The sequence below is a fragment of the Nocardia sp. NPDC052254 genome, from assembly GCF_040679495.1.
Classification (GTDB): domain Bacteria; phylum Actinomycetota; class Actinomycetes; order Mycobacteriales; family Mycobacteriaceae; genus Nocardia.
Map to the genome: position 1 here is coordinate 22,980 of NZ_JBFAUW010000017.1, position 15,370 is coordinate 38,349.

The 15,370-nt window shown below is 68.1% G+C and carries 2 protein-coding genes (1 of these 2 running past the window's edge); both read right to left on the bottom strand.

The window, feature by feature from the left end; translation table 11 throughout:
• The coding region annotated (locus AB0L57_RS28765; RefSeq protein WP_364968639.1) for a non-ribosomal peptide synthase/polyketide synthase crosses the window boundary (this coding region is incomplete at its 3' end): on the bottom strand, positions 1-14,253 show 14,253 of its 37,232 nt. 22,979 nt of the annotated region lie to the left of the window's left edge.
• Positions 14,254-14,601: 348 nt separating this feature from the next.
• Entirely contained in the window at positions 14,602-15,369 is a 768-nt protein-coding gene (cobM, locus tag AB0L57_RS28770; protein WP_364968642.1) for a precorrin-4 C(11)-methyltransferase, read from the bottom strand.
• Position 15,370: the final 1 nt, after the last annotated feature.

Below are 15,370 nucleotides of genomic sequence, written 5' to 3' on the forward strand. Positions count from 1 at the left end.
GGCCGTCAGCGCGTCGACCCACAGATCGGCGAGCTTCTGGACCTGCGCGCGGGTGAACAGTCCGGACGGGAATCCGAAGACGGTGTTCAACTGCGGGCCACCGGCACCGTCGGTGACGATCGCGTTGATGTCGAGCGCCGCGTTGGCCGGCATCTGCGCGTTCATGTCGGCGTCGACGCGGCCGAGGTCCTCGCACGGCACCCAGCCGATGTCGGCGAGTTCATCCGGAACGTCACCGACCGACAACCGGCCCAGATAGTTGAAGCTGATCTGGCCCGGCACCGCCGCCGGCAGCTCCGCGCCGGTCTCGGCGTTCAGATAGCGAAGCAGGCCGTAGCCCAGTCCCTTGTCGGGTACCGCGAGCAGCTGCTCCTTCACCGACTTGACGACGGCGCCGAGAATCGGACCACCGGCGAACGCCTCCGACAGGTCTGCGCCGCCGAGATCCAGCAGCACCGGATACACCGCCGTGAACCAGCCGATGGTCCGCGCCAGATCCGCGCCCGGAACCACGTTCTCCTCGCGACCGTGTCCTTCGAGCTTGATCAAGGTCTGCGCAGCGGTGTCGTCGCCACGCCAGGACGAGACGGCCAGCGCCAGCGCCGAGAGCAGACCGTCGTTGGGTCCACCGCGGAACCGCGCGGGCAGGGTGGCCAGCACCGCGTCGGTGACCTCGGCGGAGACGACGACCTCGACGCGGTCGACGGTGCTCTGGGTGTCCTGCGCCGGATCGAAGACCCGGGTACTCAGCAACGGATCCGGCGCCGCCGAAATCCGTTGCCAGTACGGCAATTCCGCGACCCGCTCGGGCGCCGCGGCGGCATCGGCCAGACCGTGGGCCCAGCGCCGCATCGACGTGCCGACCGCCGCCAACGCGACCTCTTGGCCCGCGGCCAGCTGAGACCAGGCAATGGCCAGATCCGGGATGATGATGCGCCAGGACACGCCGTCGATGACGAAGTGATGCGCGGCGATGAGCAGGACATCCGGGCGGCCCGACGCCCCGAAGCTGAACCACACGAACTGCGCCATCACCGCGCGCTCGGGATCGAGGCGGTCCAATGCCGCGTCCGCCTCCGCGAGGGCGATACGGGACAGCTCCGCATCGTCGATATCGGCGGCGACCTCCACTCGACGCACCAGCGCGCCGACGTCGACCGCACCGGGAGCCAGGGTCTCGAATACGGGAGCGCCGGCCTCGTCGTGACGCAGTGCGGCCCGGAGCACATCATGGTGGTCGTAGACGGCCGCGATCGTCGCAACCAGTGTCGCCCTGTCGATCCCGGCCGGCAGCCGCAATGTCAGCGACTGCGAGAACCGTCCGTAGGACGCCTTCGACACACCTGAGGCCAGGAACTGTGCCAGCACCGGCGTGAGCGGGACGGAACCGACACCGCCGCCCGGCAGTTCCGTCAATGTCGGCTGGTCGCCGGCGGATCCGACCGAGGCGACCTCGGCGAGCGCACCGACGGTCCGCCGCTCGAAGACATCCCGGGGGGTGAATGTCACACCGCGGGCCTTGGCCCGGGAAACCAGCTGAATGGACAGGATGCTGTCGCCGCCGAGGGCGAAGAAGTCGTCGTCGACACCGATCCGGTCCATACCGAGCACATCGGCGAAGACCTCGGCGATGGTCGATTCCTGCACACCGACCGGCGCCCGGAATTCCCGCGGCGCCAGGTCCGGCTCCGGCAGGGCCTTACGGTCGAGCTTGCCCGACGGAGACAGCGGGACCTGGTCCAGCACGACGATGGCGGTGGGCACCATGTAGTCGGGCAGCTGTCGCGCCAGTTCATCGGTCAGCGCGGCGGCATCGGGCGCCGCACCGGCGGCCGGAACCACATAGGACACCAGAACCGTTGCGCCGGAATCGGCTTCGCGACCGATGGTGACCGCGAACTCGATTCCCGGCTGTGCCGTGAGCGCGGCGTCGATCTCACCGAGCTCGATGCGAAGACCACGCACCTTCACCTGGAAGTCGTTGCGGCCCACGTATTCCAGCCGCATACCCCGCCACCGCACCACGTCACCGGTGCGGTACAGCCGCTCCCCCGCGGGCCCGTACGGATCGGCCACGAACCGGGCGGCGGTCAGGTCGTTGCGGGCGTGATAACCGCGCGCCAGCTGAATTCCACCGATGTACAACTCGCCGGCCACGCCTTCGGGCACCGGGCGGAGCCGATCGTCCAGGACGAGGGCCCGCACCCCGTGCACCGGACCACCGATGGTCACCGGATCGTCGGCGGCCAGCGGATCGCCGATATTCGTCACGATCGTCGTCTCGGTCGGGCCGTAGACATCGAAGAACATCCGGCCCGCGCCGGCCCATCGAGCGACCAGCTCCGCCGGAACGGCCTCACCGCCGACGATCACCGCCCGCAGCAGCGGCAACGTATCCGGATTCAACGAGGCCACGACCAGCGGTGTCAGGAAGGCATGGGTGACCCCCTGCGATCGCATCAGCTCGGCCAGCTCGTCGCCGCCGAAAGTGAGCGGGGGCACCAGGACCTGAGTACCACCACGACCGATGGCCAGCAGCAGTTCGAGCATCGAAGCGTCGAAGGACGGCGACGCGAATGCCAGTGCGCGCGTTGAGGTGTCGAGCCCGTACCGGGCCACCTGCGCTTCGCTGAAATTCCGCAGACCCCGATGGCTCACCACCACGCCCTTGGGCAGACCGGTCGAACCGGAGGTGTAGATCATGTACGCGGCATTCGCCGCGCGCAGCGGCGCCGACCGATGAGCATCGGTGACGGCGGCGGCCGACAGCGTCGCGAGTTCGTCCGCGAACTCCGCCGTGTCCAACGCGAACCACTCGCCACCGGACAGCACCGGAAGCTGTGCGAGCTCGGCGTCGAGGGTCAGACCGAATGCCGCACCGGAGTCCGTGATCAGGTGCGCGATGCGGTCCGAGGGGTAATTGGGATCGATCGGCACCAGCACCGCACCGGTCTTCGCCACTGCCCACAGTGCCAGCACCGAATTCCACGAGCGCCGCAGTGCCACCGCGACCGGTACCTCGGTACGCGCACCCCGGGCGATCAGCGCACGTGCCAGCCGGTTGGACGCCTCGTCGAGTTCGGCATAGGTGTAGGCGCGACCGTCCGCGACGAGCGCGACACCATCGGTGTTGGCGGCCACCGCACCCGCCAGCAACTCCGGCAGGGTGCCCTCGGGTTCGGCGGAACCACCACTGCGAGTGGTGAGATCGGCGTATTCGAGGTCGTCGAGCAGCGGCAGATCGCCGATACCGCGGTCGGCTTCCGCTACCACCGCCGTCAGCAGCCGCACGAAGCGACGGCCGAACTCCGCGACGGTCTCCTCGTCGAAAAGGTCACGCGCATAGGTGAATTCACCGGCGATACCGGTGGAAACGCCGTCCGCGTCGGACAATTCGCGCAGGTTCAGCTGGAGATCGAACTTGGCGACATCGGCTTCGGGATCGAGGGAGGTGAACGTCAGGCCGGGCATCTCGAAGCTGGAGTCGGCCAGATTCTCGAATGACAGCGCGATCTGGAACAGCGGATGCCGGCTCGCGGACCGCTCCGGATTCAGCACCTCGACCAGCCGCTCGAACGGGATGTCCGCGTTGGCGAAGGCACGCAGGTCGGTATCCCGGTTCGCGGCGAGCAATTCGGTGAACGTCGATTCGGGGCGTACTCGGGTCCGCAGCACGAGGGTGTTGACGAACATGCCGATGAGATCATCGAGTTCGGCCTCGCCGCGCCCAGCGATCGGAGTGCCGATCGCGATGTCGTCGGCCCCGGACATCCGTGCCAGGAAGACCGCCAGCGCGGTGTGCGCCACCATGAACAGGGTCGCGTTGTGCGAGCGCGCCAGTTCGGCCAGGGCGGCCTGGGTCTGCGCGTCGATGACGAAACCGGTCTTGCCGCCCTCGAACGACTGCATGGTCGGACGCGGCCGGTCGGCCGGAAGATTCAGTTCACCGGGCAGATCGGCGAGTTCATAGGTCCAGTAGGTCAGCTGCTTGCCGGCCACCGAGGATCGGTCGTCCTCGTCACCGAGCATCTCTCGCTGCCACATCGCGTAGTCGGCGTACTGCACCGGCAGCGGTGTCCAGCCCGGGTCCATTCCGGCGGCACGCGAAACGTAGGCCACCGTCACGTCGCGCGTCAGCGGTCCCATCGACCAGCCGTCGGCACCGATGTGGTGCGCGACGAACACCAGGACGTATTCGCCCTCGGCGAGCTGGAACAGCCTGGCGCGCACCGGAACTTCGGCGCTGACATCGAAGCCGACGGCTGCCAGACCGGCGATGCGCTGCCGCATCTCGGTGTGCGGAATCGGGATCGGGGTGAGGTCCGGCACCACCTGTTCGACGGGCAGGATCACCTGGTGCGCGCGCCCGTCGCGTTCCGGGTAGACCGTCCGCAGTGTTTCGTGCCGGCCGATGAGGTCCGCGACCGCCTGCTGCAGTGCCGCGATGTCGAGCGCACCGGTCATCCGGACGGCGACCGGGATGTTGTAGGCCGCCGAGGCGGTGTCGAACTGATTGAGGAACCACATCCGTTGCTGTGCCAGCGACAGTGGCACCAGCTCCGGGCGCGACCGCGTCACCAGCGGCTGGCGGCCGCCGGTTCCGGCCTGCCGTTCCATCCGGACGGCCAGCCCGGCGACCGTCGAGGCCTCGAACAGCAGCCGCACCGGCACCCGCGCGTCCAGCGCGGCGCCGATGCGCGCGGTGACCTGAGTGGCCAGCAGCGAGTTACCACCCAGCGCGAAGAAGTCGTCGTCGACGCCCACGCGCTCGACGCCGAGCACCTCGGCGAAGACGCCGGCCACGATCTCCTCGATCGGCGTGCGCGGCGCGCGATAGACCTGTGCCTCGAATTCCGGGTCCGGCAAGGCTTTCCGGTCGAGTTTGCCGTTGACGTTCAGCGGCAACGCGTCCAGGACGACGTAGGACGACGGCACCATATACGACGGGAGCGCGTCACCGAGATCGGCTTGTACCCGGCTGGTGTCGATCTCACCGTCGGCGCTCACCAGATAGCCGACGAGGCGTTCACCGATGCTCGCATCGGATTTGACCGCCACCGCGGCCTGCGCGATATCGGGCAGTGTCTGCAGCGCGGCTTCGATCTCACCGAGTTCGATGCGGAAACCACGGATCTTGACCTGGAAGTCGCTGCGGCCCCGGTAATCGAGTACCGGGCGGGTCCCGCCCCGGACGTCCCGGACCGCCCGCCAGGTGACCAGGTCGCCGGTGCGGTACATGCGCGCACCGGGCGTGAAGGGGTCGGCGACGAAGCGTTCGGCGGTCAGATCCGATCGTCCGAAATAGCCCCGCGCCAGCTGAGCGCCCGCGAGATGGAGCTCACCCACGACACCGTCGGGAACCGGCCGCAACCGCGAGTCCAGGACGTACACCTGGGAATTCCATTGCGGCACACCGATGGGGACCGCACCCTGATCGACGGCCTCCACGCGGTGGGTGGTGACCGAGACCGCGGCCTCGGTCGGGCCGTAGAGGTTGAACAGTTCCGTGCGCGGGCAGGTGCTCAGCAGCCGCTGCGCGACCGCACCCGGCAGCGCCTCACCGATCGCCAGTACCTGGCGTAGTGAGCCCGGCAGGCCATCCGACAGCAGCGCGTCGAGCATGGACGGGACCACGTGCAGCGTGGTCACACTCTCCCGGCGGATCAGATCGTTCAGATACGACGGATCACGGTGCCCGTCGGGTTCGGCGATCACCAGGCGCGCGCCCGATACCGCCGCGGACCAGAATTCCCACACCGACAGGTCGAATGTCGCGGCGGTCTTCAGCAGGACCGCGTCCGCGGAGTTCAGGCCGAATTCCGCGGTCTGGTACTGCAATTGGTTGGCGATGGCACCGTGTGAGACGGCGACCCCCTTGGGCCGGCCGGTGGAGCCCGAGGTGAAGATGACGTACGCGGTGTGCTCCGGACGCAGCGCGGCGATGCGGTCCGCATCGGTCACCGGCCCGGCGTCGAGGTCGTCGAGGGCCAGTTCGTCCAGCGACAGCACCGCTGCGGTGTCGGTGGTGAAATCGGCATCGGCGGTGGTCAGCACGCACATCGGCGCCGCGGCCGACAGGATGTAACCGGTGCGCTCGGCGGGCTGGTCGGGATCCAGCGGCACATACACACCGCCGGCCCGGGTCACCGCGTACATCGCGACGATCAGATCCACCGAACGGCGCATCGCCAGCGCGACGCGTTTCTCCGGCCCGGCCCCCAGGGCGATCAGATGCCGTGCCAACCGGTTCACCCGGCTGTCCAACTCGGCGTAGGTGATTCGGGTGCCGTCCGCGGCGACGAGGGCGACCGCGTCCGGGTGCGCGGCCGCGGCGGCGTCGAGCAGCGAGGCCAGGGTCGCGGTCGTGTCCACGGAACGGGCCGTGGCGTTGCGCCCGGAGATCAATTGCGAACGTTCGGCGGCGGCGAGGATGCCGACATCGCCGACCGGCGTGCTCGGATCGGCGATCAGTTCGCCGAGCAATCGCACGAATCGATCGATGAAGTCCTGCACCGTGGGGGCGTCGAACAGATCGGTCGCGTAGGTGATGTAACCGGAGATCCCCTCGGGCTCGCCGGCGTCGTCGTAGCGATCGGTGACGATCAGGTGCAGGTCGAACTGCGACAATTCGGTGTCGAAGTCGACGCGCGACACCGAGAGGCCGGGCAGTTCCAGATTCGACTCGGCCAGGTTCTGGAACGACAGGCCCACCTGGAACAGCGGATGCCGGGCGGTGGACCGCACCGGGTTCAGTACCTCGACCAACCGCTCGAACGGGACATCGGCGTTGGCGAACGCCTGGATGTCGGTCTCGCGCTGGCGGGCCAGCAAACTGCTGAAGGGCTCGTCGCGATCGATCTCGGTCCGGAATACCAAGGTGTTCACGAACATTCCGACCAGATCGTCGAGTACGTTCTCACCACGGCCCGCGACCGGCGTACCGACCGCGATGTCGTCGGCGCCCGACAAGCGCGACAGCAACACCGCGTACGCGGTGTGCACGACCATGAACAGGGTCGCGTTGCGCTCACGCGCCAGATCCATCAACGCGCGATGCGTCTGCGCGTCGATGTCCAGCAGAACCTTGCCACCGACGAACGACTGCACCACCGGACGCGGCCGATCGGCCGGCAGATCCAGCTGATCGGGCAGCCCGGCCAGCGCCTTCTGCCAATAGGCGACCTGCCGGTGCGCCAGTGACTCCCGGTCCGCCTCGTCACCCAGCAATTCGCGCTGCCACAACGCGAAATCCGCGTACTGCACGGGTAGCGGCGCCCACACCGGCACCTCCCACAGCGTGCGGGCGGCGTAGGCGACCATCACGTCCCGGGCCAGCGGCCCCATCGACCACCCGTCGGCGGAGATGTGGTGCACGACCATGCACAGGACGAACTCGGTCTCGCTCAGCTCGAAGAGCTGGGCGTGCAACGGGACCTCGCTGGTCACGTCGAAGGACACCGATGCGAGGTTGACGAGCTCGGAGATCAGCGTGCCCTCGGTGACCGGAACCGGGGTCAGATCGGGCACGATGCGCGCGGCGTCGAGGACCACCTGCACCGGGCCGCGGCTGGTCTCCGGGAAGACCGTGCGCAGCGATTCGTGCCGGTCGATCACATCGATCATGGCGACCTGGAGCGCCGGGATGTCGAGCTCGCCCGACAGCCGCACCGCGACCGGCACGTTGTAGGCGGCCGACTCCGCGTCGAACCGGTTCAGGAACCACATGCGCTGCTGGGCCGGCGAGAGCGGAATCTCGTTCGGCCGCTCCCGGGCGGTCAGGGCTTTGCGCCCACCGTCGCCGACATGTGATTCGACCCGGGCGGCCAACCCGGTGACGGTGCTGGCCTCGAACAACATCCGCACCGGTACGCGGGTGTCGAGCGCATCGCCGACTCGGGCGGCGACCTGCGTGGCGATCAGCGAGTTACCGCCGAGATCGAAGAAGTCGTCGTCGGCTCCGACCCTCGGCAGCCCGAGCACCTCGCCGAAGATCTGGGCGATGATCTCCTCGATCGGCGTGGCCGGCGCCCGGAACTTCCGTACCTCGAAAACCGGGGCGGGCAACGCCTTGCGGTCGAGTTTGCCGGAGGCGTTGACCGGGAGCTCGTCGAGCATCACGAAGGCCGACGGCACCATGTACGCGGGCAGTGCCTCGGCCAGCTCGGCCCGCACCACCTCGAGATCGAACCGATCGGCAGTCACGACCAGATACCCGACGAGCTGGTCGCCGAGCCGCGAATCGGAGCGCACCACGACCACCGCTTGGCGCACGGAATCCATTGCGTTCAGTACGGATTCGATCTCGCCGAGCTCGATCCGCAGACCGCGCAGCTTGACCTGGAAGTCGGTGCGGCCGATGTAGACGAGCTCGCCCGCCGCGGTCCACTTCACCAGGTCGCCGGTCCGGTACAGACGCTCCCCGGTACCGAATGGGTCGGCGACGAACCGCTCGGCGGTCAGATCCGGCCGGGCCACATAGTTGCGCGCCAGCTGGACGCCCGCCAGATACAGCTCACCCGCGACACCCACCGGAACCGGCCGCAGCCGGGCATCCAGCACGTACACCCGGGTGTTGAACACCGGTGCACCGATCGGCACGGACACCGAATCGGCCTCGGTGACCGCGTGATAGGTCACATCGACGGCCGCCTCGGTCGGGCCGTAGAGGTTGTGCAACTCGGCACGCGTCAGCGCGATGAGATTCTGCGCGGTGACGGCGGGCAACGCCTCACCCGAGGCGAACACCCGGCGCAGTGACGGGAGTGCCGGCTCGTCGTAGGCACTCGGCGCCGCGCCCAGCTCCGCCACGAACACCGACAGCATGGACGGCACGAAGTGGGCGGTGGTGACCTTTTCGTCGCCGATGACATCGACGAGATAGGCGGGATCGCGATGCCCCTCCGGCCGTGCCACGAACAGTCGCGCGCCGGTCTGCAACGGCCAGAAGAACTCCCACACCGACACGTCGAAGGTCGCCGGCGTCTTCTGCAGAACCACATCGGTTTCGTCGAGGCCGTATTCGGCCTGCATCCACACCAGGCGGTTCACCACGGATTTGTGGCTGACCGCGACCCCCTTCGGGCGGCCCGTCGAGCCCGAGGTGAAGATCACGTACGCGATATGCGAACTGCGCAGCGGCGCAACGCGATCCGAGTCGGTGACCGGTTCATCCGAATAGGCCGACAGGTCGATCTCGTCGATCCGGACGATATCGCCCGCCGCCGTCGCCGAGGACAACTCCTCGACGAAGCCGGCCTCCGCCGCGGTGGTGAGCACACACACCGGTGTCGCCGTATCGAGGACGTATCGGCTGCGTTCGATCGGATGGTCGGGATCGAGCGGCACATACGATCCGCCCGCCACGGTGACCGCGTAGATGCCGACGACCAGATCGATCGAGCGTCGCATCCCGAGGACGACCGCCGTATCCGGCCCGACACCCCGCTCGATCAGATGACGTGCGAGGCGATGGACCCGAGCGGCGAACTCCGCGTAGGACAGAGCTGTCCCCTCGAAGCCGACCGCGGGCGCGTCCGGCGTGCGGACCACCTGGGCTTCGAACATCGATGCCAGCGTGGCGTCCTCGTCGACGCGATGCGTCGTCGCATTCCAGGTATCGAGTGCGCGCGTGCGTTCGTCGGCGTCCAGCAGTTCGATGCCGCCCACCGCGACCCGCGGATCGGCGACCACCGACTCGAGCACGCGAAGATAGCGCTGCCCGAACTCGGCGACGGTGTCGTGGTCGAACAGATCGGTGGCGAAGGAGATCACCGCGGACACACCCGCGTACTCGCCGCCGACGCCGTGCCGCTCGGTCAGCGTCCACTGCAGATCGAACTTGGCGATGTCGACATCGAGTTCCGATGCCGACACGGTCAGGCCGGGCATCTCCATCCCGACGTGTGCCAGTTCCTGGAACGACAGCATCACCTGGAACAGCGGATGCCGGGCCTGCGACCGGGCCGGGCTCAGCGCATCGACCAGCCGCTCGAACGGAACGTCGGCGTGGGCGAAGGCCGACAGATCGGTTTCCCGGGTGCGCGCGAGCAGGTCGGTGAACGACTCGCCTCCGTCGACCTCCGAGCGCAGCACCAGGGTGTTGACGAACATGCCGATGAGATCGTCGAGCGCCTGCTCACCACGCCCGGCGATCGGCGCGCCGATGGCGATGTCGGTGGTGCCCGACAACCGCGCCAGCAACACCGCCAGCGCACCGTGCATCACCATGAACAGTGAAACGCCCTGGACACGAGCCAAGTGCACGAGCCGCGCATGCAGTTCGGCGTCGATGTCGAACGCGACCCGGCTACCGCGGAAGGTCTGCACCGGCGGGCGCGGGCGATCGGTGGGCAGATCCAGCTGATCGGGCAGACCCGCGAGAGCCTGTCGCCAGTAGGCGATCTGGCGGGCGGCCATCGAATCGGGATCCGATTCCGAGCCGAGCAATTCGCGCTGCCAGACGCTGAAGTCGGTGTACTGCACCGGCAACGGCGTCCAGGCCGGCTTCTGACCCGCCGCGCGCGCCAGGTACGCCGCGACCACGTCGCGGGCCAGGGGACCGAACGAGAAACCGTCCGCGGCGATGTGATGCACCACGAAGGCGATGGCGAAATCGTCGTCGGCGAGCTGGTACACCCGGAGCCGGATCGGCAGCTCCGAGGTCACATCGAACCCGGTCGCGGCGAACTCGGCCAGCACCGAGTTCATCTCGTCTTCCTCGATCCGCACCACCGCGGCCACCAGGCCGAGGTCGGCAGCGGGTACCACCTGCTGATAACCGCCCTCCCCGGATTCGGGGAAGATGGTGCGCAGCGACTCCTGCCGCACGATCACGTCTTTGAGCGCCGGCCACAGCGCCGACGCCTCCACCGCACCACGCAACCGCACCACGAACGGCAGGTTGTAGGTCGGCGCGCTGGGGTCGAACTGGTTGATGAACCACATCCGCTGCTGCGCGAGCGACAGCGGTACCCGGTCCGGCAACTGCTGGGCGACCAGCGGCGGACGCGACGTCTCCTCCGCGCGTCCTTCGGCGGCCGCCGATTCCGCACGGGCGGCCAGACCCGCCACCGTCGGCGCCTCGAACAGCGAGCGCACACCCAGCTGGATGCCGAACGCCGCCGTGATCCGGGAGACCAGCTGGGTCGCTACGAGCGAATTGCCGCCCAGCTCGAAGAAGTTGTCGTGGATGCCGATTCGATCCTGGCCGAGGACATCGGCGAAGATTCCGGCGACGATCTCCTCGGACTGGGTCCGCGGCGCGGTGAAGCCCGCGGCATCCGTACCGAAGACCGGTTCCGGCAGAGCTTTTCGATCCAGCTTGCCGGAAGTGTTGAGCGGAAGGGCATCCAGCGGCACGATCGCGGCCGGCACCATGTAGCTGGGCAACTTCTCGGCGACGAAGGCGGTCAGATCCGCGGGGTTCACCGAATGTCCGGGTACGGGAACGACATACGCCACCAGCTGCTGGCCGGTGGCGGTGTCGGCCACCAGTGCCACGGCCTGGCTCACCGCCGGGTGCGCCAGCAGATCCGCCTCGATCTCGCCGAGTTCGATTCGCTGCCCGCGGAATTTGACCTGGAAGTCGCTGCGGCCGATGTACTCGAGCACACCCGTTCCGTCGGGGCGGCGGCCCCAGCGCACCAGGTCGCCGGTGCGATACATCCGTTCCCCGGGAGTGCTCGCGGCGAACGGATTCGCCACGAAGCGGTCGGCGGTCAGATCGGCGCGGCCGCGATAACCGCGAGCCAGCTGCCGACCGGCGAGATACAGCTCACCCGGTGCACCGACGGCGACCGGCCGCAACCGCGAATCCAGTACATAGACATCGACATTCCACTCGGGAACACCGATCGGCACGATCGTGGTGTCGGCGGCGGTGGCCTCCCAGTGGGTGACCGATACCGCCGCCTCGGTGGGGCCGTACAGATTGTGCAGCCCGGCCCGCGGGTTGATCGCGCGGAACATCGCGGCGGTCTCCGGCGGCAACGCCTCGCCGATCACGAAAACCGCTCGCAGCGAATCACATCGCCCGGCGGCGGCGTGCGAGGCGAAGACCGTCAGCATCGACGGGACGAAGTCGGTGACGGTGACCGCGTGCCGCTCGATCATGTCCGCGACGTACACCGGATCGCGATGACCGTCCGGATCGGCCACGACGAGCTTCGCACCCACCATCAGCGGCAGGAAGTAGCCCCACAGCGACACGTCGAAGGTGGTCGCCGTCTTCTGCAGATACACATCGGATTCGGTCAGGCCGTACTCGTTCAGCATCCACAGCTGCTGGTTGACGATCGCGCGATGGGTGACCGTCACGCCCTTGGGCCGACCGGTCGACCCGGAGGTGTAGATCACGTAGGCCGTATTGGCCGGTACCAGCCGCCCCTTCCGCTCGGCGGCGGTGAGGGGCGCCTCCGAGTAGCCGGAGGTGTCGAGGGTGTCGATCTGCAGCCGCCGCACCGATTCCGGCAGTTCCACCTCGTCCGCAGCGGTGGTGAGCACACAGACGGGCCGGGCACTGTCGAGGATGTAGAAGGTGCGCTCGGCCGGATGATCCGGGTCGATCGGCACGTAGGCGCCACCGGCCTTCAACACCGCGTGCATACCGACGACCAGATCCAGCGAACGCCGCATCCCCAGCGCGACAAGCGATTCCGGCCCGACACCGTCGTCGACCAGATAACGCGCCAGGCGGTTCACCCGGGCGCCGAATTCGGCGTAGGTCAGCGCCTCGCCGTCGAATTCCACCGCGGTCCGGTCGGGGGTCCGCCGGATCGCCGCGTCCAGCAGTGCCGGCAGCGTCGTGTCCGTGACCTCGTGCGCGGCGGAGTTCCAGCCGACGACCGAAGTGTTCAGTTCCTCGGCGGTGGTGATCGGCATCGTCCAGGGCCGATCCTGCGCACCGGCCCGCAGGAACGATTCGAAGAATTCGAAGAAACGCGAATGATGTTGCTGTGCTTCGTCTTCGGAGTACAGGTTGGGGTTGGTCTCGAAGTCGATCCGGGACCGCGCTCCGCCCTCGGACCGGTAGAAGTTGACGCCCAGATCCTCGATCGAACCGGTCGAGAGCACATGCACCCGTCCGGGTACCTGCCCGAGCACCAGCTCGTCCTGGAACAACATGATGTTGACCCAGGGCCCGAAGAATTCGGTGGTCACGACACCGTCACCGGTGCCGGCCGCCATACTCGCCGCGGCACTGTCGCGGCGGATGTCCTCGTGCCGGTAGCGCTGATGCCGCAGCGCACCCGACACCTCGAGCTGCACGGCCTTCACCAGTTCGGCCACCGTGGTCTCGTAGCCGACGTGCAGGCGCAGCGGCACGATGTTGGAGGTGACGCCGCCGGAGCGGCGCATGACGGCGGTGGTGCGCGCGGTCACGGGCAGACTGAGGATCACGTCCTCGGTTCCCGTCCACTGCGCCAGATACGCGGCGAAACCCGCGATCAGCAACGCCGCCGGAGACGAGTCGTGCCGATCGACCGCCTCGGTCAGCAGATCGTTGTGGTCGTCGGACAGCTCCGCACCGACCACACCGTTCAGTGGCGCCGGAGGGGCCTGGCGGCCGGCGAGGCTGGAGCCCTCCTCCAGACCCGCCACCCGTTCGGCCCAGTACTGCTTGTCGGTGGCGAAGCGGGTGCTGTCGCGGTAGGCGAGTTCGAGTTCGACCAGCGCCCGCAGATCCGAAGCCTTGTTCGGCGACGGCTCCACACCGGCGCGGTAGGCGGTGTAGAGCTCCGCGATCCGGGTCTGGGTGTTCATCGCGCCGAAGCCGTCGAGCGCGATGTGGTGGGCTCGCGAATACCAGAACCAGTGGTCGTCGGCGAGCTGCAACGCGACCGAGCGAACCAGCCGGTCGGTGAGCATGTTCAGGGTGGCGCTGTAGTCGGCGCGCATCCACGCGTGGGCGGCGGCCTCCGGATCCTCGGCGTCGCGCAGGTCGACATGTTCGATACCGCCCAGGGCGTGATCGACGTACTGCCATGGCTCGCCGTCGACCTCGGCCATCCGCATGAAGCCCGAGCCCAGCTCGTGCGATGCGTCCAGGCTGGCCCGGATCAGGGTTTCGACATCGACTTCACCGGGCAGATCGACGTACTGGGCGATCGTGATCGGCACCTGCGGATCCAGATGCTGGGCATACCAGATTCCGAGTTGCGCGGGCGACAGCGGGAACAGCCCGTCCCCCGAGCTTGCCGCGGGCGTCGCCTCGCCGCCAGCTTCGCCGTTGCCGCCGAAATCCAGCCGGTCCAACCCGTAACCTCACTTCCGGAACGCCACGCAGCGCTCCCCGATGGCACACACACCGATAGCGACGCTCACCTCATCCGAGCGTGGCGCCGCGTTCGGGGCTCACTTCGATTGCAATCAGACAAAAATGTTCACAGGACCTATCCGTCCATCGGCCCGATCTTGTTACATGGGCCCGACCACATCCGCCGACCACGGATCGGCCTCGTCTCGCGATTCGCTGATGAACACCGAACCAATCTACCGCCCGCTACCGACAATGACCCAAGAAGCCTCATAGCTTCAAGGCATTACGACCGGTGGGGGTTACCGCGACCACAGCCGGACCGATCGAGCGAGCGTTTCCCAGTGTCAGGAGCCCGATCCGGACACCGGATTCCGGTCCCGGTTCGGGTCGTAGAGATGTGACTGCGCACAGTCGAGCGCCGGTGTGAGCGCCCGGCCCACCAGGACCACCGCTGCCTGGCGCAACCCCGCCGCCTCGACTCGATCGGCGATATCGGCCAGTGTCGCGCGCAGCACCTGCTGGCGCGGCTGGCTCGCGCGATAGACCACCACCGCCGGGCAGTCTGCCCCGTACTCGGCCGACAGTTCGGCCGCGAGCTCCCGGATCCTCGTGATCGCCAGGTGCAGCACCAGACTCGCCCGGGTGCGCGCGAAATTCTCCAGCGCCTCCGATTCGGGCATCGCGGTCGATCGCGCCCGGGTCCGGGTCAGCACCACCGACTGCGCCACCTCCGGCACGGTCAGCTCACTGCCGAGTACCGCGGCCGCCGCCGCGTAGGCCGGCACTCCCGGCGTCACATCCCACGCGATTCCGCGCTCGTCGAGCCGCCGCGTCTGCTCGGTCAGCGCCGAATAGATCGACGGATCACCCGAGCACAATCGCGCCACATCTCTGCCCTCGGCATCAGCGCGGGCACAGTGCGCCACGATCTCGTCGAGATCCAGTCCCTGGGTATCGATCAACTCCGCGTCCGGCGCGCAGTTGCCCAGCACCTCGGGATCCAGATAGGTCCCCGCGTACAGGCACACCGGCGATTCCCGCAGCAGCCGCACGGCTCGCAGGGTCAGCAGATCCGCAGCCCCGGGGCCCGCTCCGATGAAATGCACGGTCATG

What these genes read in the sequence shown, in the direction of transcription:
- cobM (WP_364968642.1), bottom strand. Translation starts at nt 15,369, where the DNA reads ATGACCGTGCATTTCATCGGAGCGGGCCCCGGGGCTGCGGATCTGCTG.